Source organism: Corallococcus sp. CA047B, from assembly GCF_003612065.1.
Classification (GTDB): Bacteria; Myxococcota; Myxococcia; order Myxococcales; family Myxococcaceae; genus Corallococcus; species Corallococcus praedator.
The window spans coordinates 1-20602 of sequence record NZ_RAWD01000169.1; the positions used below are offsets into that span (position 1 = coordinate 1).

Annotated in this window: 25 protein-coding genes; 17 read left to right on the forward strand and 8 right to left on the reverse strand. The window is 69.9% G+C overall.

Going from position 1 to position 20602, the window contains the following annotated elements; genetic code table 11:
* From D7X74_RS24415 to D7X74_RS44895, 4 genes are all read right to left on the reverse strand, one after another.
* Nucleotides 1-289: GIY-YIG nuclease family protein (locus tag D7X74_RS24415; protein ID WP_147446666.1), on the reverse strand; the 289-nt coding region annotated here is incomplete at its 3' end.
* Nucleotides 276-851 (reverse strand): hypothetical protein, encoded by a 576-nt coding sequence (locus D7X74_RS24420; protein WP_120535405.1) that lies wholly within the window; start codon nt 849-851, stop codon nt 276-278. The genes D7X74_RS24415 and D7X74_RS24420, both read right to left, overlap by 14 nt.
* Before the next feature lie 229 nt (nt 852-1080).
* Nucleotides 1081-2103, reverse strand: coding sequence for a deoxyhypusine synthase family protein (locus D7X74_RS24425; protein ID WP_120535406.1), 1023 nt, complete (start codon nt 2101-2103; stop codon nt 1081-1083).
* 650 nt (nt 2104-2753) lie between these two features.
* Nucleotides 2754-2888, reverse strand: a complete 135-nt coding sequence (locus tag D7X74_RS44895) for a hypothetical protein (protein ID WP_255424474.1) — start codon at nt 2886-2888, stop codon at nt 2754-2756.
* A 23-nt stretch (nt 2889-2911) separates the two neighbouring features.
* Between D7X74_RS44895 and D7X74_RS24430 the strand changes: the two genes are divergently transcribed.
* From D7X74_RS24430 to D7X74_RS24470, 9 genes are all read left to right on the forward strand, one after another.
* Nucleotides 2912-3631: a PP2C family serine/threonine-protein phosphatase gene (locus D7X74_RS24430; protein WP_120535407.1), complete on the forward strand. Its 720-nt coding sequence runs from the start codon at nt 2912-2914 to the stop codon at nt 3629-3631.
* The gene (locus D7X74_RS24435; RefSeq protein WP_120535408.1) at nt 3628-3846 is read left to right on the forward strand and encodes a hypothetical protein; all 219 of its coding nucleotides are present in this window, start codon (nt 3628-3630) and stop codon (nt 3844-3846) included. The genes D7X74_RS24430 and D7X74_RS24435 overlap by 4 nt, the downstream gene beginning before the upstream one ends.
* Nucleotides 3843-5456 (forward strand): DGQHR domain-containing protein DpdB, encoded by a 1614-nt coding sequence (gene dbpB / locus D7X74_RS24440; protein WP_233602231.1) that lies wholly within the window; start codon nt 3843-3845, stop codon nt 5454-5456. The genes D7X74_RS24435 and dbpB overlap by 4 nt, the downstream gene beginning before the upstream one ends.
* Nucleotides 5453-5761, forward strand: coding sequence for a LexA family transcriptional regulator (locus D7X74_RS24445; protein ID WP_120535409.1), 309 nt, complete (start codon nt 5453-5455; stop codon nt 5759-5761). Before dbpB ends, D7X74_RS24445 begins: the two co-directional genes overlap by 4 nt.
* Nucleotides 5754-6110 (forward strand): hypothetical protein, encoded by a 357-nt coding sequence (locus D7X74_RS24450; protein WP_120535410.1) that lies wholly within the window; start codon nt 5754-5756, stop codon nt 6108-6110. Before D7X74_RS24445 ends, D7X74_RS24450 begins: the two co-directional genes overlap by 8 nt.
* On the forward strand, nt 6103-6288 hold the full coding sequence (locus D7X74_RS24455; protein ID WP_120535411.1) for a hypothetical protein: 186 nt from the start codon (nt 6103-6105) through the stop codon (nt 6286-6288). Before D7X74_RS24450 ends, D7X74_RS24455 begins: the two co-directional genes overlap by 8 nt.
* A complete protein-coding gene (locus tag D7X74_RS24460; RefSeq protein ID WP_120535412.1) occupies nt 6281-7480 on the forward strand; it encodes a DUF5131 family protein in 1200 nt (399 codons plus the stop codon). The genes D7X74_RS24455 and D7X74_RS24460 overlap by 8 nt, the downstream gene beginning before the upstream one ends.
* Nucleotides 7481-7547: 67 nt before the next feature.
* A complete protein-coding gene (locus D7X74_RS24465; RefSeq protein WP_147446667.1) occupies nt 7548-7913 on the forward strand; it encodes a hypothetical protein in 366 nt (121 codons plus the stop codon).
* Nucleotides 7910-8281, forward strand: a complete 372-nt coding sequence (locus D7X74_RS24470; RefSeq protein WP_120535425.1) for a helix-turn-helix domain-containing protein — start codon at nt 7910-7912, stop codon at nt 8279-8281. The genes D7X74_RS24465 and D7X74_RS24470 overlap by 4 nt, the downstream gene beginning before the upstream one ends.
* A gap of 131 nt (nt 8282-8412) precedes the next feature.
* Here D7X74_RS24470 and D7X74_RS43710 read toward each other — a convergent pair whose 3' ends face one another.
* The gene (locus D7X74_RS43710) at nt 8413-9693 is read right to left on the reverse strand and encodes a hypothetical protein (RefSeq protein ID WP_199741886.1); all 1281 of its coding nucleotides are present in this window, start codon (nt 9691-9693) and stop codon (nt 8413-8415) included.
* Between the two features lie 107 nt (nt 9694-9800).
* On the opposite strand from D7X74_RS43710, the gene D7X74_RS24480 reads away from it, so the two are divergent.
* The 8 genes from D7X74_RS24480 to D7X74_RS24515 all read left to right on the forward strand — a co-directional run bounded on the left by D7X74_RS24480 (nt 9801) and on the right by D7X74_RS24515 (nt 15196).
* Entirely contained in the window at nt 9801-10508 is a 708-nt protein-coding gene (locus D7X74_RS24480) for a hypothetical protein (protein ID WP_120535414.1), read from the forward strand.
* Between the two features lie 3 nt (nt 10509-10511).
* Complete coding sequence (locus D7X74_RS24485; RefSeq protein WP_120535415.1) at nt 10512-10982, forward strand: GIY-YIG nuclease family protein; 471 nt, start codon at nt 10512-10514, stop codon at nt 10980-10982.
* 749 nt (nt 10983-11731) lie between these two features.
* Nucleotides 11732-12244: a hypothetical protein gene (locus D7X74_RS24490; RefSeq protein WP_120535416.1), complete on the forward strand. Its 513-nt coding sequence runs from the start codon at nt 11732-11734 to the stop codon at nt 12242-12244.
* Entirely contained in the window at nt 12241-12750 is a 510-nt protein-coding gene (locus tag D7X74_RS24495; RefSeq protein ID WP_120535417.1) for a hypothetical protein, read from the forward strand. Before D7X74_RS24490 ends, D7X74_RS24495 begins: the two co-directional genes overlap by 4 nt.
* Nucleotides 12747-13286, forward strand: a complete 540-nt coding sequence (locus tag D7X74_RS24500) for a hypothetical protein (protein ID WP_120535418.1) — start codon at nt 12747-12749, stop codon at nt 13284-13286. The genes D7X74_RS24495 and D7X74_RS24500 overlap by 4 nt, the downstream gene beginning before the upstream one ends.
* A gap of 276 nt (nt 13287-13562) precedes the next feature.
* On the forward strand, nt 13563-14483 hold the full coding sequence (locus D7X74_RS24505) for a sigma factor (RefSeq protein ID WP_233602232.1): 921 nt from the start codon (nt 13563-13565) through the stop codon (nt 14481-14483).
* A 3-nt stretch (nt 14484-14486) separates the two neighbouring features.
* Entirely contained in the window at nt 14487-14780 is a 294-nt protein-coding gene (locus tag D7X74_RS24510) for a hypothetical protein (RefSeq protein ID WP_120535420.1), read from the forward strand.
* 62 nt (nt 14781-14842) lie between these two features.
* Nucleotides 14843-15196: a hypothetical protein gene (locus D7X74_RS24515; RefSeq protein ID WP_120535421.1), complete on the forward strand. Its 354-nt coding sequence runs from the start codon at nt 14843-14845 to the stop codon at nt 15194-15196.
* 3 nt (nt 15197-15199) lie between these two features.
* Here the strand turns inward: D7X74_RS24515 and D7X74_RS24520 are convergent, their stop codons facing one another.
* From D7X74_RS24520 to D7X74_RS43095, 3 genes are all read right to left on the reverse strand, one after another.
* Complete coding sequence (locus D7X74_RS24520) at nt 15200-17611, reverse strand: fibronectin type III domain-containing protein (RefSeq protein WP_120535422.1); 2412 nt, start codon at nt 17609-17611, stop codon at nt 15200-15202.
* A 1-nt stretch (nt 17612) separates the two neighbouring features.
* The gene (locus tag D7X74_RS24525) at nt 17613-18482 is read right to left on the reverse strand and encodes a hypothetical protein (RefSeq protein ID WP_120535423.1); all 870 of its coding nucleotides are present in this window, start codon (nt 18480-18482) and stop codon (nt 17613-17615) included.
* 27 nt (nt 18483-18509) lie between these two features.
* Nucleotides 18510-20602, reverse strand: a 2093-nt coding sequence (locus D7X74_RS43095) for a hypothetical protein (RefSeq protein WP_158622287.1), incomplete at its 5' end; no start/stop codon positions are given.

The window sequence follows — 20602 nt, forward strand, 5'->3', positions numbered from 1 at the left end:
GGGTGGGGCCGGGCTCGTCCAGGGGCTCGAGCTTGTCCAACACCTCGAAGGAGAAGGCCGCCTCGCCATGCCGTTCCCAATCCGCCTGGAGTTCAGGGACGCGGTGCATGCGCTGGGCGAACTCGAAGCGGATGCGATTGAACATGGCGGGCAGGTTGAGGCTGTGGCCCACGAACACCTTGCCATTGACGCGGTTGCGGATGGCGTAGATGCCCATGGGGACCGCGGCTTCCTTGTAGGTGCGCTTGCGTTCGGCGCGGGACGCGCGCGAGTCCTCAACCGGCGACATGCTGGCCTCCGTACCCGAGCGCCACGAGCTTCGCTTCCAGCCGGGCCTTCGCGGCGGGGTCGCGGGGGCGCACCCAGTCGTGGCCCAGCCGTTCCCAGTCTGGATCCTTCACGTCGATGCCCAGCGCCTGGAGGAAGCCGGCCTCGCAGACGAAGTACTGGTGGCGGAAGGGGAAGAGGAAGCCACCCTGCGCCGCGAGGGACGCCGCCGCTTCCTCGTACGTGGCGCACCAGCGGTTGAGGAAGACGGCCGGGCCCTTCTGGAAGAACACGCGCGTGTCCAGGCCCGGCGCGGACACGGACTCCAGGGCCTGCTTCAGCAGCGCCCAGGTGGCATGCCCTGCTTCCCGGGCGATGACGGTGAGCCCGTGTTTGTGTTTCACGGTGTCCCGGCGCGCGAGCACCTGGCCCAGGGGCAGGCTCGCGAAGAAGGGCAGGGCGCGCATCCGCTCGGCGGCGCGGGTGGCGCGCGCCGTGTCGGGGGAGTCCAGGTCCTTGAGCAGGAGCGACGCCCGGACCTTGCATTCATGAAGCGTGAGCGTGGAGGTGCTGCCGGTTCCCATGACGATTCCTTCGGTGGCGGCCCTCACCCGCTGGTGGACCGTGGAAGGACTTCATCGGGAGCATGTCGGCTGCGGGTGAAGCGAGGGTGACGTCGTCTTTTCGGGCACAGGCGCCCCTCGGCGCCCTGTGGACCAATAGACCAGACGCCGCGAGGAGCCGTCAATGCGGCCTTGAGCCACCGCCCACGGCCTGACGGCTCCCCGAGGAGGCCTTGAGGCGCTCCGCCGCTCAGCCCAGATGCCGGGTGATGAGCGAGGCCGCGGCCTCCGGCTGGCTCTGGCATTCGAGCAGCGCGCGGAGCATCAGCGGGGCGACGATGGTGGCATCCGACTCGATGACGAACATCGGCGTCGTCTCGGTGAGCTTGTCCCAGGTGATCTTCTCGTTGGGCGTCGCCCCCGAGTACGAGCCGTAGGACGTCGTCGAGTCGCTGATCTGGCAGAAGTAGGCCCACGGCTTCACGGGCTTCTGCAGGTCGTACTTCGTCGAGGGCACGACGCAGATGGGGAAGTCACCGGCGATGCCGCCACCAATCTGGAAGAAGCCGACACCGTTGCCCGCGGAGAGCTCCTCGTAGCGGTCGTAGAAGTCGACCATGTACTCGATGCCCGACTTCACGATGCTCGCCTTGCAGTCCCCCGTCTTCACGTAGGACGCGAAGATGTTCCCGAACGTGGAGTCCTCATAGCCAGGGACGACGATGGGCAGCCGGCGCCGCGCCGCCTCCAGCAGCCAGCAGGCCTCGGGGTCTCCCTCGAAGGCGGAGGGCTCCAACGCCAGGATGCAGTCGTAGAAGTACTCGTGCCAGAAGCGCCGCTCTCCCCGCTCGGACGCGCCCTTCCACATCGGAACGATGATCTTCTCGACCGCGCGGAACGCCTCGTCCTCGGGGATGCTCGTGTCGGTGACCCGCCGCATCCGCTGCTCGAGGATCCGCGTGTCGTCCTGCTTGGTGAAGTATCGGTACTCGGGGAAGTCCCGATACGCCGAGTGAGCGACGAGGCGGAAGAGCGACTCCTCGAGGTTGGCCCCCGTCACCGACAGGCCGTGAATCAGCCCCGCGCGAATGGCGGGTGCGAGGGAGAGGCCGAGCTGCGCGGACGACATCGCGCCCGCGACGCTCCAGAACATCCGGCCACCACTTGAGACGTGCTGCCAGTAGGACAGGAGCGCATCGCGCGTCGCGCGCGCGTTGAAGTTCTTGTAGTTCGTGAGCACGAACTCAAGCAGGGGCAGTTCCGAGGTGGGCATGGGAGCCTCCAGCGACGACTGAGTCGAAGCACGGGCGGCGCCGGTCGAGCAGAACCACCCGAGGACACCCTACGGCTGCGACGAGGTGTCGCGCCGCCATCGGAGCGTCAAGTGGCTGCGGGCCAGCTACCACAGCCGCGTCTTCCGCGGCTACGGGATTTCTCTCACGGAAAAAGGCGCGGCGAAGGCAGGCACCTACGACTCGGATTGCCCCCGGCGCAGGCCCAGGGCCTTCATCTTCTTGTAGAAAGCCAGGACCCATCACGCTCTTGAACCGTGTTGATTCCTCTGTGTTTTCGGGGACTTCGGTCGAGCGTGGTCTTGATGCTGTTGGTTCCTCGCAGCGCTTCATGACGGCAGATGCGCACGGGGCGAGCACACGGGCCCAGGCTGACGCCTTTCGTGCGCGCGTCGCTGCCTCTCCTGGTTGTCGCGACTGCACTGCGGACCACGCCTGCCTCCAGCACGCGCTCGAAACCGCTTTGACGCTGCTCGCCCAGAGCAGCAGCTCGTAGCTCTCCCTCCGCGCCAAGCCTGCGGAGCGAAGCGCGGCCCTCACCACCACTCGAAGTCATCGCGCCCGCTGGCGCGAACAGGAGACGTGTATGCAGACGACGGGAGGCGCCCCAACGGCGCCGCGCAGCGCTGGTTCAGAAGGGGAGGAGGCTCGTCTCCGACAGCGGCTCCGCGATGTTGCTGCCCTGGTGCGCGGGCTCGCGGACACCTTTGGCGAGCGCGAATCGGTGTCGGGCCAGTTGCTGGTGGGGCTCGACGTTCAGGTGCACGCGCTCGTGAAGGACGGTGGCCGATGAGCTCCTCCTTCGACGTGGGCTCGTGCTCCGAGAAGGGGCTGCGGGACTACCAGCAGGACGCCGTCGGGCATCATGTGAGCAGCGGTGGGCTGGTGGCCGCCGTCGCGGACGGCGTGGGCTCGCACGAGGGTAGCGACAAGTCCGCCCAGGCGGCGGTCGCGACGGTGCTGCGTGTGGCCGTGCTGGAGGCGAGCGCCTCGTCCGCCACAGGACTGGGGCAGGTGGCGCGCGCGGCCGTTGCCGAGGCTGCGTCGGAGGTGGTGCGGGACCAGGTGGCCCGGCACTACAACGGCAGCACGACGCTCACCATGGTGCTGTTGGCGGCGTCGGGCGTGGCGGTGGTGGCGCACGTGGGCGACTCGCGGGTGTACCTGCTGCGTGCGGGCCGCCTGACGCAGCTCACCCAGGACCACCGTATCGAGCGGCACGTGCTCGTCCGCTACCTGGGCGCGTTCGGTCTGGGCGAAGACGCCGAGCCGGACGTGCTGGCGACGACGGTGTTCCCCGGGGACGTGTTCCTCCTCTCCACCGACGGCGTGCACGACACGCTGTCGCATGCGCAGCTCGCTGCGGTGCTGGAGGACGCGGCCTCTGCCCAGGTGGCCGCCGAGGCCCTGGTGCAGTCCGCGCTCGCCAGCGGCAGCCGGGACAACTGCACGGCCTTGGTGGCGCGGGTGCCCACGTCCTCCCCGGAGACGGTGCGAGGTGCCCCGTGAGCACCCCCACCAAGCGCCTCACGTCCGCGGTGCGCGTCAGGCTGGGCAACGACGCGGGCACCCGCGTCACCTTGGCCGACGGCACTGGCCCTGTCGTCTCGGTCTGGAACGAGTCCACGCACGACGCCTGGCTGCGCGCCATGGAGATGGGCTCGCTGGCGCGGGCTTCCCTCGCGAACTGCAAGGCCGGCGTGACGCGGAGGCCCACCCGATGAGAACGCCCATCCAGGTGGCTCTCGTGGGCTGCGGCAAGGCGAAGCTGGCGCACCCGGCGCCCGCGCGTGAGCTCTACACGGGCCCGCTGTTCCGCGCGCATCTCGCGGAGGCGGAGGCAACCACGAGCCACGTGTACGTGGTGTCCGCGCTCCACGGGCTGTTGTCGCTGGATGCGCAGGTGGAGCCCTACGACTTCACCTTCCGCGGGAAGGCCCGGGACTACTCCTCCGTCTGGGGCCGCCTCGTCTTGGAGTCCCTGACGCGGCTCTACCCCGCGGGCGCCGTGGACGTCCTCGTCTACGCCGGCCGCTCGTACGCGGAGCCGCTGCACGAAGCGCTCGCCGAGTCGTCGCTCGCGGGCTGGACGGTGGTGGAGCCCCTCATGGGCGCTGGCCAGGGGACTCGGCTGCGAATCCTCTGCGAGGCGCAGCGTGTGCGCGCTGCCGCCCGTGCTCCGCTCCGGCTTTCCGCCCTGGAGGTGGAGCAGACGCCAGGGCGGCGCCTCTACCTCTTCGCCGTGGACGGCAAGCAGGTGCCAGCCTTCGCCACGGTGTCACGCGTGCGGCGGCGCGCGGGCGTGCTGGAGGGCTACCAGCGCCCCGAGGTGCTGTCCCACGTGGCGGCCATCCAGGCGTACATGGAGAGCGCGACGGCGCTGGTGCCGAACGCGGTGGTGTTCGCCTTCGACTCGCGAGTGCACTTCGAGCCGCTGCCCGAGGACACCGGGGGCGCTCGGCACGGGCACCTCATCATCCCGCGCGCGGCGGGGCCGGACGCTCCGGATGCGCCGGGCTTCATTGTGGACGGGCAGCAGCGCCTCGCCGCCGTGCGAGACGCGGCGGTGAAGTCCTTCCCGCTGGCGTGCACCGGCTTCATCACCGACGACGTGGGCCAGCAGGCGGAGCAGTTCATCCTGGTCAACTCCACGAAGCCGCTGCCCAAGGGGCTCATCCACGAGTTGCTCCCATCGACACACGGTGCACTTCCCGCGGCGTTGGAGCGCAAGCGCCTGCCGGCGCAGCTCGTCGCGCGACTCAACCTGGACGAGGGCAGCAGCCTCAAGGGCCTCCTCATCACCCAGACGTGCCCGGCGGCGAAGGGGAAGACGGGCAAGGGGCATACCGCCGTCATCAAGGACACGTCGATGATGCAGGCGCTGGAGGACAGCCTCTCCGACGGCGTCCTCTTCGACATGGAGCGTGCCGGCGAGGGCGTGGACGCCATGGTGGCGCGCGTCTCCCTGTGGTGGGCCGCCGTCGCCAGCACCTGGCCGGACGCGTGGGCGCGGCAGCCGAAGGAGTCGCGCCTGTCCCACGGCGCTGGGGTGCGCGCGATGAGCCAGCTCATGGACGCCGCCTGCCAGTTCCTAGCGCAGGAGGGCAACGCTTCGCCCACGCAGCGTGACTTCGAGGGCGAGCTGTCGCTGGTCGCGGATGCCTGCGCCTGGACGTCCGGGGAGTGGGCTTTCCCCTCCGGCGCCCGGCGCTGGAAGGACGTGCAGAACACCCCGAAGGAGGTGGCCCAGCTCGCGACGCACCTGGCCGCCCTCTACCGCGCGCGCCGCGCGGCCAAGCCCAACCGGCGCGCCCGAAAGGCTGGTGCCGCATGAACTGCCAACGTCCTCTTCCAGAGCACGGCCCCTCCGGTGGTGCCCCCACGGGCCGCCAGCTTGAAGTGCTGGCCTACGTCCACGCGTACAAGCAGGCCAACGAGATGGCGCCCAGCGCGCGCGAGCTGTGCACGCGCTTCGGATGGTCGTCGCTCAACGCCGCCTGGGATCACCTCTCTCGGCTGGAGCAGCTCCGCCTGCTGACGCGGCGTGCGAAGGCGGCACGTTCGCTGCGCCTCACCGAGTCCGGCAAGGCCCTGGCTCAGGCGTACCTTTCCGCGCATCCGGAGGTGCTCCATGGGTAGCCCTCTGCCCACGCCAGAGCAGCGCCGCGCGCACGTCCGCGCCCTGGTGCGCGACTGCCCACCGCACGAGCGCGGGCTGCTGCGCACGCGACTCTTCCGCGAGACGCCGCCGGGCCCCGGGGACGTGCCGGAGGCCAACCTCAAGGCGCGCTGCGCGGTGTGCTGGACGCCGCGGACGCGGCGGGAGGTCCTCAACGAGCTGCAGGACCGGCCCGTCGCTACCTGCAAGGACAAGCTCTGCTGGAGCCTCTGGCGGAAGGCGCTGAAGCGCGAGTGGTCCCTCCATGAGCGCGCGAAGGTCGCGCTGGTGGACGCGTTCTCGGGCGGAGAGGGGGCGTGCCATGCGTGACGTCCTCCGAGCCCTCGGCGTCCTCTTCGCCACCGCGCTGATCCGCGCCGCGACCGCGCTCCTGAACCTGCTGGAGCGCCACCAGTCCCGACCCACGACCAGCACCACCGTCCGGCCCGAGCTGCGCGTCCTGCCCGGTGGTCTCTCCACGCAGCGCGAGGTGAAGCGCCATGGGTGACACGAGCATCGAGTGGACGGACGTGGTGTGGAACCCAACGCGTGGTTGCTCCCGCGTCTCTCCCGGTTGCGGTGGCGGCACCTCCGGCAACCGCAAGGGTGGCTGCTACGCGGAGCGCATGGCCATCCGGCTCGCCGGCCCAGGCCAGCCTTACGAGGGCCTGGTGAAGAGCACCCCGGCTGGCCCGCGGTGGACGGGCAAGGTGGTGCTGGACGCGGAGAAGCTGGCCGAGCCGCTCCGCTGGCGGAAGCCCCGACGCGTCTTCGTCAACAGCATGAGCGACCTCTTCCACGAGTCGCTCCAGGTGAAGGACATCGCGCTGGTGTTCGCGGCGATGGCGCTCGCGCGACGGCACACCTTCCAGGTCCTCACGAAGCGTGCGGACGTCATGGCCCGCACCGTCGGCAGCGAGGACTTCAAGGGACTCGTGCTGTCCATCGCGTCGATGGAAGCCACGCGGCGCGGGCTCAAGCTGGAGCCCTGCGAGCTGCGCTGGCCGCTGCCCAACGTGTGGCTGGGCGTGTCGGTGGAGGACCAGCAGCGCGCGGACGAGCGCATCTCCCAACTGCTGCGCACGCCCGCAGAGGTGCGCTGGCTGTCCTGCGAGCCGTTGCTCGGGCCGGTGGACCTGTCGCAGTGGCTGGAGCGCATCGACCACTGCAACTCCTGCGGCGCCGAGAACGCTCCGCAGGGACCGGACCGCTGCCCGGAATGTGGGCACGAAGGCACCCTGATTTCCACGTGGGGTGCGAAGCAGGCGGAGAACTACCGCTCGGGAGCGCGCTACGAGAATGGCGGCCCGAACGACGAAGAGGATGGGCCTCAGCTTCATTGGGTCGTCGTCGGTGGTGAGTCCGGCCCGGCTGCACGGCCCATGCACCCCGTCTGGGCGCGGCGCCTGCGCGACCAGTGCGTCGCCGCCGGTACGTGCTTCTTCTTAAAGCAGTGGGGGGCGTGGAAACCCTGCTGCTCGATGACGGAGCAGGAGGCGGATGCGCTGTACGAGCCGGTGCCCGAGGGCATGCCGTCCGACAGCACGCGCCGGTGTCGGGTGCCGGTGGTGACCTTCCCCACGGAGCCGCTGCCCGTGGGTGGCGAAGTCCACACGCTTTTCGCGCTGGGAAAGACGGCTGCTGGCCGCGTCCTTGATGGGCGCACCTGGGACGAGATGCCGGAGGTGTCTCGTGGATGAGGCGCGGATCCGAGGAATCACCCTCTGGCGCCCCTGGGGATGGGCTGTCGTCCGGGCTGACAAGGACGTGGAGAACCGTGGCCCCCGCTTCCCTTCGCCGCCCATCGGCTCCTGGCTGGCCATCCACAACGGGAAGACGTGGGACAAGGACAACGCCGAGGCCATGGCGACCGAGTTCGGGCTCCGCGTCCCTGCGGAGTCGGAGCATCCAGCCGGTGTCATCATCGGCGTTGCCCGCGTGGAGTCCGTGACGCGCGGTACCGCCTTCCGTCCCAGCCGCTGGTTCATGGGCGAGACGGGGCTGTGGCTCGCGGACAGGACGCCCATCGAACCGGTGCCGTGTCGAGGCGCACAGGGGCTGTGGGTCCTTCCCGAGGACGTGCTCCGCCAGGTGCGCGCTGCATGGACGGTCGCGCGGAGGGTCGCATCATGAGCGCCCACCGGACGCCATTCCCCCTGGTGGGCAAGCGCGTGCGGCAGCTGCGCGCTCAGTCACTTGCTGGCCAAGGCATGACCCAGGAAGAACTGGCCGAGGCGGCGGGCATCAGCGTGTCCTACGTCTCGATGGTGGAGCGCGACGAGCGCTCTCCGCACCTGAACACGCTGGCGGCGCTCGCTCATGTGCTGGGCACCACGGTGGCGGACCTGCTGTCGCAGCCTCGCGAGGGTGAAGAGGCGCTGGTCCACCCGCTGGTGGAGTTCATCCGAGCCCGACAGCTCACCGCCCCCGACGTGGAGCGGCTGGTGGCAGCAGCGCGGCTGATGTTCCCGGCGCCCGAGGGCGGGGAGGGCACAGCGTGAGCCCGGTCCGCTTCCTCCTTGCCAGCACCTGCGCCGGCTACCTCCTCGCCCGCGCGGAGCTGCGCGTGGGCGTCCTTCTCCTCTGCTTTCTCTCCCTCTTCGCGGTGATCGGCGCTGCTGTCGCCTGGGCGCTACTTCTGGAAGAGCGTGCCAAGCATCTCCATTGCGAGAGGCCCCGCGGCCTGGAATGTGATGCCGTCGTACGTGAGGACGGCAACTCCTTGCGACCTGAGAAAGCGCTCTCTTGCGTCGGAGACGGGCGCATTCGTGACCAGGCAGAGACTGTCCTCCGCGGCTCCACGAAAGTGCCGGTACTCCAGCAGTTGCGACAGCGCATAGCGAGTCTGGGGCACCTCGTTGTCCGCGCCCAGTGTCTTCGCCTCGAAGATGACGCGGGCTCCATCCCCCGGGCGTCGCGCCCAGAGGTCGACCGAGGTGGGCACCTCTTCGATGCCCTGCCAACCTGCAGCGAGGAGCGCACGCTTGAGCGCTGCGATCAGGAAATGGTGGTCGTGCGCGGCTTTCTCCTGCCGCACCAGTATCTCCTCCGGCGACAGCCGTGCTTCGCCTTTGACGAAGGGTGCAGGCACTCGCGTTTCGTCGAATGGACGAGGCGTGAGGTGCGCTGGCTGGCGCGGCTGCTTGAGGACTGCGGGCCCAGGTGCAGCACCCTTGGCCGCAACACCATCACTGAAGCTCAGGCGGAAACGGATGATCCGGCGCTCGGCGCCATTTCCATCAGGGCCAGTCGACCACCAGTGCTGTGTGCTGCGCGCGATGCCGAGGAAGCGCAGGTGTCGCGTCGCGGCGCCTTCGAAGACGAAGTTGGTGTAGCGGTTGCTGGCAAGCAGGTTGTTCTGGCCATTCATGCGCTGGTCGCCCAGCTGACCGCGGCCCGTGTAGATGAGCTCGTCACCATCCCAGTAGTCCTCGTAGTCGAAGGACTTCGCGCCGCCGATGTGGGTGATGAGAAGGAGCGCCTCCATCTCCGGCCTGGAAGCCATTCCACCTACGGAGCTGAAGTACTCCGGTGCGCAATGGAAGAGCTCGCCGAGCTCTCCCCAGGAGTAGACGCGTCCCTCATCCAGGCGCGGCAGCTCGCTCGATGTCTGCGCGTCAGCCTGCCCTTTGTGGACCTCCACCGTGAAGCCGAGCTCTTCGAGCTTCGCCTTAACTGCGGCATCACCGCCCCGGAAGTCAGCGCTGGTAAGCGGTCCACGGTCTGGATGCTGGAACCCCATGGCCACTCCGACGATGGCCTTGGAGTCGTAAAGCGCGTCCTCGTACTTGAGGAAGTAGCTGTGGGCCGGTCCGAAGCCGTACTTTTTCAGGAAGGCCTTTCGACCGAGCTCTCTGTACGCGGTGACTGCGGCGAGGACTGCTTCGCGGGATGTGAGTTCTTGAAGGGCCACGGGGAAACCGTACTCCAGCCCTACCCACACGAGCGTGCCACTCGCTTAAGGCAGACCCTTCCAGCGGGATGGGTCGTCGGTGCCCCTGCTACTGGCCGAGGTGCGGCTTGAACTTCTTGTGCGCGCGGCTCTTCGGCGTGACGGCACCCCAGCCCTGGGGCTGGGCCGTGCAGGTTCGCAACACGCCCGTCCTCAACCTCCAGCGCCCTCCGCATGAGGACGTGCTGGGCGCCTACGTCGCGGTGTGCGCGGGCGAGTACGACATGGGGATGAGGGAGTGGATGAAGCTCCACGCGGGCGTCCTCCCCCCGCCTCCGGCGGACCTGCTGACGGGCGCAGTCGTGGCCGTGGGGCGCGTCACCTCGGTGTCCCTCTGGCCGGATGGACGCGAGTCCCGCTGGTACGTGGGGCCCGTGGGGCTGTGGCTGGAGGACGTGCAGGTGCTGCCTGTCCCCGTGGCGTGTGGCCTTGGGCCCGCCGACTGCCTGTGGGAACTGCCCTCGGCCACGCTGGGCCAGGTGCGGGCGGCCTACGCCGCCGTCACCCATGCGCACGATGCGCGCTGGCGGGCCTACGAGGCGCTCGCCGCGGGCCATGGTGGGCGCGAACCCTCCACGTTGAAGGGGCGCGTCCTCAAGAAGTGCGCCTGCAAGAGGGCCCTCACGAAGTGTCCCAGCTGCCGCGCGTGGCGCTGCACCGCGCCCACGTGCCCGCCGCACGCCTGCGCGCAGGGGGTGAGCCGAGAGGGGACGGCGGTTGGTGCAGACGAAGGCGTGTCGTCCTCCAAGGGATGGACCCCGAAGGAGGAGAGGTAACCCATGGCCTGCGAATTTGATGTTGCGAGCAAGGTGCAGCAGCTCCGCGCGGAGGTGGCGCGGGAGCGCGAGTTGAGGATTCGGATCGAGGCGCGGAGGGATGGGACCCGCGCGGCCTATGAGCGCATCATGGCGCTTCTGACAGGGCAGCGCGGGCCGCCGCCGGCGCGGCGTGTGGCGGCTCCCCCTGGTGACTCTCGCTCGGGCTGGGTCTATTTCATCCAGCAGGGCAAGTACGGTCCTATCAAGATCGGTTGGTCCCGCGCACCCGCGACTCGCTTGGTCAGCTTGCAGACCGCGAATCCTGCTCCGCTGACCCTGCTCGCGACCGTTCCCGGTAGCCGGATGACCGAGCTGCAACTGCACGAGCAGTTCGCCGCCTACCGCATGACCGGTGAGTGGTTCCGCCCAGTCCCAGCGCTCATCTGTTGCGTTCGTGCCGTCGTCGCCGAGTTCGGGAGGCCCACCCCGTGAACTGCCTGCCCTGGTTCAAGTTTCGATCCGGCGCTCCCGAAGAATGGCAGGCGCACCAGCTGTGCGCTGCGCTCGGGAAGCCGGAAGCGGACGTCTACCTGTACCGGCTCTGGGCCTACTGCGCTCGGGAGAGGCCGGATGGCCGCTTCGCCGGTGCTGGATCCAGTCATGCCGTGGAGCGTGCGGTGCGCTGGCGTGGCGCTCGCGGCCGGTTGGTGGGCGCGCTCATCGATGTCGGGCTTCTCGTGAACGAAGGTGGGGCTCTGGTGGTGAGCACCTGGGACGCGGAGCAGGGCGCCCACGTCGCCAAGGTGGAGCGCGACCGTGCGAAGCCTGATGGACGTCAGCGCGCCCCCCACGCCAACCCCTCAACGTCCCCTTCATCCTCCCGCGCGGGAGTCTCGGGGGAGGATGAAGGGGAGAAAGGAGAGAACAGAAGGGAGAAAGAAGAAGAGAAGACTGCTGAAGCAGAACAGGGATCGAAGGGGGGAGGGGATGATCTGCCGAGGGTGGCTCACCTCGGTAACGGCATGGCCCGCCTCCTGGGTGGTGATGTCGTGCCAGAGACTGAACTCGAGGACATCCTGCCCAAGCCCCGGAGGCAGCCGAGCCGAGCGGCCGAGTCACTCACCGGGGGCTCCCGCGCCACTCCCGCACGGAATGCCGGAGGAGGGCGAGAGCCTGCGGCATCTGGCGCCTCGGCTCCGGCTGCGCACGTTGCGTTCTTCGCATGGGCACAGGCTGCACGGTTGGCGGCCTTCCCGAACGCGATGCCCCAGCCTCCGCCCCCGGGCTGGGAGGCGTGGTACCAGCAGGCGCTGGTGGCAGTCGGCGGGGACGAGGCGCGCCTGCGCGCGGCGTGGCGGGCGTACCTGGAAGACGACTGGGCCCGGGCGCGCAAGCCCGTGTGCCCCGCCGTGGCCTTCATCAAGCCCGACGTCTGGCAGCGGCACGTGCCGGGGCAGGACGCGCCGGCCGCGCCCATGGCCACGGGGCCCACGCTGCCGGACACCCAGGCGGGCCGGACGTGGGGGGCGGTGCTCACGCACCTGGGCGCGGCCGGGAAGCCGTACGCGGCGGAGCAGCTCGCCCGCCTTCGGCCGGACCTCGACGGCGCGACGCTGCTGCTGGAGGCACCGGACAGGCTGGGCGCGGCGTGGTTCGAAGAGGAGTACGGCTCCCTCGTGAGAGCGGAGCTGGCGCGCCTCGCGGACGGAGTGACGGAGGTGCGCTTCACCGCTCCCGCGGGTCACGGGCCGTGAGCTGCCAGGACGAGTCGCCCGGCGCGCGGAAGTGCGCCAATGAGCGCTGCACCAAGGTGTTCACGGGCCCGAAGAAGTACTGCTCGCCCAGGTGCCGCATGCGCCAGAACTGCCGGAACTACGCCCGGAAGAAGAGAGGGGTCGGGAGCGCCTGCCCGCGGTCGGAGTTCGTCGAGGCGCTGCGTCGCGAGGTGGGGCCGGGCCGCTGCCTCTTCTGCCCTCGGGAAGTCAGTCGACGGGAGGCAGTGACGTGCGGCCAGCGCGAGTGCCTCCGCAAGTACAACACCACGTGGCGCTCGGAAGAGCGGCGGCGTCTTCGAGGAGAGCCGTCCCTGTACGCCCGCGAGCCGGAGGATGAAGAGCTCGCCGGGGAGTTCCGCGCGGAGATGGGGGAGATGATGCGCCGGACGTCCCTTCTCCTGGAGGAGTGGTGCGCGCGCGTGGATGAGCTGGTGGCCGACCTGGGCCTTCCGCCGCGCACCGGCGAAATGGAGGGCAGGGGATGAGCTGCATTCGCTTCGTGGTGCCCGTGCGCACCGTCAACACCGCCAACCGGCGCGAGCACCCGATGGCCCGGCACAAGCGCGCCAAGGGCCAGCGCGAGGCGACGGACCTGCTGTGGCCCGGCTGGAGTGGCCCCGCCCTCCTGGTGGTGCGCCTCACGCGTGTGTCGCCGAAGCTGCTCGACAAGGGGGACAACCTCCCCATCGCGCTGAAGAGCGTCCGCGACGAGGTGGCGAAGCAGCTGCGCCTCGACGATGGCTCTCCGCTGGTGCGCTGGGTGTACGAGCAGGCGAAGGGGGAGCCGTCCGTGCTGGTGGAGCTGTCGTGGGGGGAGGACCCGCTCGCCGCCGCGGTGCGCGCGCAGGACGCTGTCGCCCCGCCCCCGCCACCCCTGCCGGAGGCGCCGTCCACGCCCGCCGAGCGGCCGGCCAAGAAGCGCGGGCGCCCGCCGAAGCCCACGAAGGCGCCGGGCAACGGGCGCAAGGCACTGGAGGCGCTGGCCACCTCCGCCAGCTACTTCCGGAAGCCGTCGGGCTGAGCCGGCGGCCCGTTCGAGAATGGACACACTGCCGGGGCCGAGGGAGATGAAAGACGACGGGCCCGGCCGAGTGCGACGGCCAGGCCCGCTCAGACCAGGGACACCGGGGAAGCGCCGCTGGGGAACTCCAGCATACCGCCTTGCGCCGTTGCGCGCTGCAAGCGAGTCCCCATGCCCGCCAGTGCCTGCCGTCCCCTTGCTGCTCCCAAGACTCCCTCCTCCGTCACCCACCCCCTGTCGACTCCCGTCCCGCCGGCACCCACGCCGGAGCTGGAGATGGAGTCGCTTCTCTTCCTCCTGCGCGAGCTGCCGGACGGCTGCCCCGAGCAGCGCCGCGCGGAGGCGCACCTCACGCGGTTGGTGCTGCCCTACGTGGCGCGCCTGGCCCTCGCCGTCGCGCGCACCTGGAAGGTGAGCGCGGAGGACCTGCAGCAGGAGGGGCTGCTGGCCACGCTCGGCAAGTGGCGCCGCTTCACTCCGGGCCGCCGCCCGGGAGGCTGCCTCTACCCGGCCTACGTGGTGCGCCTGGCGAGGCAGGCCATGGAGCGCCACGCGGCCAAGGAGCGCAGCGCTGTCCACGTGACGCGGCACGCCCGCCGGAAGCTGGCCCGGGCGAAGCGGGCGGCCCACTCCGAGGGCGTGAAGGTGTCGGACGTGCTGCGCCGCCAGGGCATGGAAGACGCTGGCGTCCATGCCCTGGGCGAGGGCGCCATCGCCACCCTCTCCCTGGACGAGCTGCTCACCGACACCGCCAGCGCGGACACCGGCCACGCGCGTCGGAGTGGCGCCTCCTCCAGCGTCGAGCTGCGGCTGTCGCTGGTGGACACCACGGCCGTGCGCCTCGCGCAGGTGGCGGAGCGCGAGGATGCCCTGTCCGCCCTGCACCGGTTGCCCCGCCTCCAGCGTGTCGTGGTGCAGGCCTCCACGGGCCTGGGCCGCCCTGGTGGGCAGGAGGCCTCGGAGCGGACGCTGGCCCAGGAGCTGCGGCTGTCCGCGGCGAAGGTGCGGAAGCTGCGCGAGCGGGGGCTGTCCCGGCTGCGCAGTGCGCTGGACGCCCGCGGGCACGGGCCGGAGCTGCCCGCGCGGGCCGCCGGGAAGGTGCGTGGGCCGCGCTCCGAGGCGCCCCGGGACGCTCGCCCTCGTCAGGTAGGGCAGGTGGCCCAGCTGGGCCTGCAGCTGTCCGGGGCGGGGGCGTAGGCAGTGCCCGTCATCGTCACGAAGAAGGCCGGCACGTGCACCGCCGACGGGTGCGGCGGCCGCATCCTCAAGGGCGAGTACGTGGAGTACTCCGCCGCCACCGGCACGCGGCACCTGGAGTGCGCCAACGCGGCCCAAGGCATGCGGCCCAACCTCCGCGCGGGGACGTGCCGGTGCGGCGCGGCGGTAGCTCCCCGCCAGGGCACGCTGACGCTGAAGGAGTCGGTCCGCCGGGGCCGCCGCAGGAAGGTCTGGCTTGTGAGCTGTCGTCAGTGTCCTTCCCTGGGAGGGGGCTGACGCGACCCTCCGGAGCTGTCCGGCCGGGCTGGTAGGCTTCCGCGTCCCGGAGGGTTCCCACCATGCGCCTCATGCTTGTCGTCGCCCTTGCCCTGTCTGTCATTGCCTGCTCGAAAGGGCTCGACACCATCGAGTCCGCCGAGGCGTTCGCGAAGTCGCGCGGCGTCGTGCTCACCGAGAAGACGGAGGACAAGGAGCAAATCGTGGCGCCGCGCTGCTTCGACTACAAGGGCCACGGTGCGGACGTGAGGCTTCTCCAGTTCAACTCTCACGACGCTGCGGCCGAATGGAAGAAGCGGATGGACGGCATCCCCATCGAGCCAGCGCAGCGTATCCAGTCGGGCCACATCGTCATTGAGGTCCGGGCGGACGATGATGCGACCCAACAGAAGGTCGTCGCCGCGCTCCAGCCGTGAGGCTTATGCCACCGCCCGGAAGCGGATGCCCTCAAGCGAGAACTCCGTGGTGCTGCCGGCCATGGGCGTGACGTACCCGTCGGTCGTCACCTTCACCCAACCGAACGCGCCGTTGCTCACCACGGGGAACCGCATCTCCGTGGCAGGGCGGTAGCCGACATCCAACTGGAAGCATGCCGAGCCAAGGGTGCCGCTCTTGATGCTGCCCCCCAAGACGGTCTCCCCTTCGTTGCGGTAGTACGACGGGCTATCGCGCGGCACCCCTGTCCATACCCAGCCCGACGCGGTGATGAGCACCGCCGACACGGGCTTCTCCAACTTCGACTGCACCACCACGCGCGCCGAGTCGAGGAAGAGCGTGTATGCCAGGGCGTTGCCCTTGCCGACGTAGAGCTGGCAGTAGCGCGCGTTGGCGGGGGCGACAGCGTACTGCCCCCTGCCGACGTCCTTCCAGAGCGACGAGGCGACGCCCACGTCCACCGTCGAGATGCCTCCGGAGGGGAGTAGATTGCCGTTGGCGTCGAGCCATGCGAGCCAGAGGACGCAGGTGAAGTTGTTGTTGGTGCCCTCCGTGTTTCCTCGCATGAGAACGCTGGGGTACACGAGGTCCTCGGGCCGGACGACGAAGCGCTGGCTGCCCAGCTTCGTTGCCAGCAGCGTCGGCGCCAGGCGCACGGCGCGGGCGCCACTGAAGACGCTGGTGGGCTCGTCGAAGGCGTCCACGTTCCAGGCGCCGGGCGAAACACTCCACCCATCCGGGGGGAGGGACGCGTCGCTGAGCGCCTCGAAGTCCGCATTCAACGGGAGCGCCGCGTACGTCACGGTGGGCAGCAGCATGGCCGGCGCGACGTACCTGGGCGCGAGCGTCACCTCGGTGCTGGCGGGGCCCGCGTTGCCCTTCGCGTCGCGAGGGATGACGCGCGCGTAGTAGGCGCGGCCGGCCACCAGGTCCTGGACGTCGAAGCGCGTGGCGCGGCCGTTCGTCCGGTACGTCGCCTGCGAGGGCGTGAAGCCCGAGGTGCTGCTCACGTGCAGCTCGTACGAGTCCCACTCGGTACCGGTGGCGGCGGGCGTCCAAGCGAGGGAGAAGCCGTTGACGGTGTTCGTCACCGTCAGGCCCGCCGGTGCCGAGGGCCCGGTGAAGGGCGCGCTGGGGGCAACACCTGGGCGCGCGTCCTTCTCCGCCCAGACGGCGCGGCTGGTGCTGGGCCGGCCCTGCAACTGGAGCTTCGTCCGCGCCTCACCGGAGGACGCGCACTCGTGCTCCGCGGAGACGACGGCGATGTGCTGGGCCGTGTCGAAGTGCACGCCGTCCGGCAGCACCTGCACCAGGTCCGCTGCTTCGAGGTACCAGTGGACGCCGGGCAGCGTCAGCGACAGGCTCAGCGCGGACTCGGACAGGTCGGCGAGGGCCGCCGCCGCCAGCCGCGTCGCTTCCATCTCGGTGTCGATGAGGGAGGAGGCCGCCTCCGCCACCTGCATCCACCGGCGCCCGTAGAGGGCGATGCTGCTGGCGTGGGTGGCCGTCACCGTCTTGCGCTTCTTCGCGCCGGTGGCGTCCTTGTCCGCCTTGTCCGAGTACACCACCTCCACCACGTTGCGCACGTGCTCCAGGCTGCGCTTGAGCTCGCCCAGCTCCAGGACGTTCTCCGGCCCGAAGGTGGCCACGGGCACGTTCGTCGTGCGGTTGGGGCTCCAGAGGGTGAGGGCGAAGGCGCCCGCGTCCTCGCGCCAGCGCATCCGCAGGTCCCAGCCAATCTGCTCGGCGAGGAAGGTCACCGCGTCCAGCAGGGGCTCCCGCTCCTGCACGTACGGCCCGCGCACGGAGAGCGGATCCACCGGCGTGTAGAGGCCGAAGGAGGCCATGCCGTTGTCGTTGAGGATGGACTGAATGACGGCCTGCACGGGCGTGCCGGCGGCGCTTCCGTACGTGCGCTCCACCTCCGCCCAGGTGTCCTGCAGCAGTCCGCCCAAATCCCTTCCGGTGAGGCGCAGCTCGTCCCCGCCCGCGTCCACCTCGTCGATGCGGCCGCGCCACACCTCGCGCCAGGCGCCGGTGGGGACGTCCGCGCGCCGGGTGTCCAGTGGCACCGTGGCCAGCTCCACGCGGAAGTATGCGCCCTCACGCAGCAGCGGCTGGTAGGTGGCGTCCACCGTGTTGAGGACGCTGCTCACCACCATGGGCGCGAGCGACAGGCGCTTGCCGTCCGGGCCGTTGCGCACCACGGAGACGCTGGCGGTGGACACGGGCGCGTCGATGCTGTCCGACCAGGAGGCGCCCAGCAGATAGTCCCCGGGTAGCAGCGTGGAGAGGTCCGTCCAGGTGGCGCCGCGCAGCACCAGGACGCGCACGTGCGAGGCGAAGCCCGCGCGGCAGGAGAGGACGGCGGTTTCGGCGGGGGAAAGGGTGCGCATGTCAGGTGCCCTCCGGCTGCTGCCACAACTCGAAGTCCAGGTACTGGCCCTGCACTCGCGCGCCGCTGTCGTCGTACTCCACGGCGGCCGCGTCACCCGCCTGGCCCAGCACCTGGAAGGGGCCGGGTACGCCGTCGCCCGTGGCGGTGTGGTACGGCAGCGGGCCGAAGGGGTGGCCCGTCGCGCCCCACGCGTACCACTGGGGAATCCACGCCCGCGGTACCGCGTACGGCAGCAGCACGAGGTCATCGACGTCCAGCACGCTCGGGGTGCCCATCTCAGCCGTGCGGTTGGCGATGGACAGTGCGTTGGGAGTGAGGAGTCCGACGCCCAGAGCGATGCCTGTCTCTCCGATGAGGTCCCCGGCTGGGTACCACTCCTCCCCGTTCATCCAGGTCATGTCCGTGCCTGGGTCAACGATGAGGTGCACCCATGCTCCGGAGCTGAATGCACCCCGGATCCACGCCCCCACGAGGTACGTGGTGGTGGTCCCCGTTGCCCACGTGACGGAGGCGCCGGACGCGAGCACCAGGCCGCCCGCCCCGAAGCGCGGCGTGGAACTGCCGGGCCCCACTCCGACGGAGCCCGTGACGGTGCCGGGCGCGCCCTTGCTGCTGACGAGCCCCGCCGCGCCGTTGGTGTCGAAGGCCCACGAGTGTCCTTCACCGTCGACGAGGCGGCGCAGGGCCTGGGCCTCCGAGAGGGCCATGGGCGGCGTGCCGCCGGACCAGGCGAAAACGCGCGCGCGGGTGCCGCTCATCGCCCAGCCGCTGAAGGTCCGCATGCGCGGGCCCAGCAGTGTGGGCTTCTGCATGAGTCCCTTGGCGGTGGAGCAGCGGACCTCGATGCCGGACAGCTGGAGGTAGGCCATGCCCCTGAAGAAGGGGCGACCCGGGCGCTACGCGTACCGGCTGGTGACGGGCGCGGCGGTGCCGTAGACGCGGAGGCCGAAGAGCCGCTGCAACCTCTCGGCGGTCTTCATCGCCTCCTCCATGGACTCCTTCGCGTCATAGCCGGTGATGTTGACGATGTAGTTGAACATCGAGGAGCCCGAGCCTCCAGGAGCGGACACCGCGTCTCCGCCCGACGGGGAAGGGGGCGGCTGGGTGGGGGCGGGCGTCGCGCTCCCTCCCGGCGTGTTGGGCCCGTCCTGCTCATCCTGCGAGTCGAAGCGCCGGAGTGCCACCTTCCAGAGGGCGGGCACGTTGGAGAGCGCCTCGTTGACGTCCGCGAGCGCCTCCTTGTTCTTGAGGACCTCCGCCGTCTCCTCCGCCTTCCGCTTCGCCGCGTCCCAGGTGACGTCCTTCAGGTTCGAGATGCTCTCGTTCAGCGAGTCGGTGTTGATCTTCGCGGACTCCATGCTGTCCCCCCAGTCGCGGAGGAAGCCGAGCGGATGCGCGCCGAAGATGGAGATGTCCCCCAGCTTCTTGAACACCCACTGGATGGCGCTGATGATGCCGTTCCACGCGGAGGCCAGCCCCTTGATGATGTAGAGGATGGCCAGGCCCACATAGCGCAGCACTTCGAAGACGCCCTTCAGCACGCCCTCCACGAGCCAGCTGATGGCCGACGCGAGCGCCTTGAAGGCACCGCTCAGGACGGGCGTGAGGGCCTGGAGGATTTCGCCCACCATGACGATGACGGGCGCGAAGTCCTCCAGGATGTCCCCGAGCATTTCCAGGAAAGGCTGGATGAGGTTGACCACCACCTCGAGCACGTAGCCCACCGCGCCCAGCAGCGGCTGGAGCCCGCGGCCGATGGCCCCGAAGATGTCCGACACCTGCGAGACGATGCCGTTGAGGATTTCGATGGCGCCGGCCATCTCCTCGGTGCCCATGAGCAGCTCGCCGATGGCGGCGATGACGGCGCCCCAGAAGCCGCCCGCCTCGAAGCCCTGCTTCGCGGAGTTGATGATGCCGCCCAGCTCGCCCAGTCGATTGACGAAGCCCGCGATGAGGCTGTCCTTCGCGGCGGCAGCAGCGGCGGCCGCGTCCTCGGCGGCCCGGCGGATGGACTCCGCGAGGGCCTTCGCCTGGTCCTCCACCTGCTTGTTGTAGGCGTCCATGGCAGGGGAGCCCAGCCCGCCGCGAAAGCGCTCCGCGAAGCGTTCTGTCCCGGCATGGCCCGCGGCGGACACCTCGATGCCGTTGTCGTCCGGCTTGCGGAGGTGGGCCTGCGCGTTGCCGTCGAAGAGCGAGTTGAGGAGGTCCTTCAGGTCCCCCATCTTCGCCTTCCACTCCTCGACCGTCTTCGAGTTCAGGACGGCCTTCATCATCTCCTCGAGGCCGGAGGCGGAGTGTTGGAGCCCAAAGCCCACCGTGTCCTTGACCGCCGCGCCTGCCGACTTCGCCGCGTCAGCAGCCTTCGTCGCGATGAGGACGGCGCTCTTCTTCAACTCCGACGCCTCCTTGCCCATCTTGTCGAGGAAGGCATTCCCCCCGGCCGAGAGGGCCTCGAGGATGCCTTTCTTCAATTCCTTGCCGGTGAGCTTCTCCGCCGACGATAGGACCTTCTCGGTGGTCACCATGCCAGCTGCTTTGGCTATCGGTCGGAGCACAGCCGCGCTCTTGGCCACGAGGAAGGCGACGAAGTCGAGGGAGCGGTCCACCATGGCTTCGATAGTGGCGCCGAGGGCGCTGAAGGCGAGGCCGAAGACGTCCGCCAGCTTCATGGCGACGTCGCTCAGCCCGGCCATCATCTCCGCGACGGACTCGGACATCGCGCTCCAGGCTTCTTTGGCCAGGAGCTTGATGTCACCCCAACTCTTGTAGACGCTGCCCGCGAGCAGGGCGATGCCGGCGAGGGCCGCGACGACGGCCAGGATGGGGATGGCCGCCGTGGCGAAGCCCAGCGCCAGCCGTCCAATGCTCGCCATCAGGGACGGCATGGACGTGGTGAAGTCCGCCACCGCGGTGCCCAGCCCGCCCAGGCCCGACTTCATGCCCGCCAGGGACTTCCCGATGTCCACCTTCGACAGCGCCTGGATGGACT

Coding starts and splice junctions, on each gene's coding strand:
- dbpB (WP_233602231.1), top strand. CDS start 3,843: ATGAGAACGCCCATCCAGGTGGCTCTCGTGGGCTGCGGCAAGGCGAAG.
- D7X74_RS24430 (WP_120535407.1), top strand. CDS start 2,912: ATGAGCTCCTCCTTCGACGTGGGCTCGTGCTCCGAGAAGGGGCTGCGG.
- D7X74_RS24505 (WP_233602232.1), top strand. CDS start 13,563: ATGGAGTCGCTTCTCTTCCTCCTGCGCGAGCTGCCGGACGGCTGCCCC.
- D7X74_RS24450 (WP_120535410.1), top strand. CDS start 5,754: ATGGGTAGCCCTCTGCCCACGCCAGAGCAGCGCCGCGCGCACGTCCGC.
- D7X74_RS24515 (WP_120535421.1), top strand. CDS start 14,843: ATGCGCCTCATGCTTGTCGTCGCCCTTGCCCTGTCTGTCATTGCCTGC.
- D7X74_RS24485 (WP_120535415.1), top strand. CDS start 10,512: ATGGCCTGCGAATTTGATGTTGCGAGCAAGGTGCAGCAGCTCCGCGCG.
- D7X74_RS24525 (WP_120535423.1), bottom strand. CDS start 18,482: ATGGCCTACCTCCAGCTGTCCGGCATCGAGGTCCGCTGCTCCACCGCC.
- D7X74_RS24455 (WP_120535411.1), top strand. CDS start 6,103: ATGCGTGACGTCCTCCGAGCCCTCGGCGTCCTCTTCGCCACCGCGCTG.
- D7X74_RS24420 (WP_120535405.1), bottom strand. CDS start 851: ATGGGAACCGGCAGCACCTCCACGCTCACGCTTCATGAATGCAAGGTC.
- D7X74_RS24520 (WP_120535422.1), bottom strand. CDS start 17,611: ATGCGCACCCTTTCCCCCGCCGAAACCGCCGTCCTCTCCTGCCGCGCG.
- D7X74_RS24460 (WP_120535412.1), top strand. CDS start 6,281: ATGGGTGACACGAGCATCGAGTGGACGGACGTGGTGTGGAACCCAACG.
- D7X74_RS24500 (WP_120535418.1), top strand. CDS start 12,747: ATGAGCTGCATTCGCTTCGTGGTGCCCGTGCGCACCGTCAACACCGCC.
- D7X74_RS24425 (WP_120535406.1), bottom strand. CDS start 2,103: ATGCCCACCTCGGAACTGCCCCTGCTTGAGTTCGTGCTCACGAACTAC.
- D7X74_RS24445 (WP_120535409.1), top strand. CDS start 5,453: ATGAACTGCCAACGTCCTCTTCCAGAGCACGGCCCCTCCGGTGGTGCC.
- D7X74_RS24470 (WP_120535425.1), top strand. CDS start 7,910: ATGAGCGCCCACCGGACGCCATTCCCCCTGGTGGGCAAGCGCGTGCGG.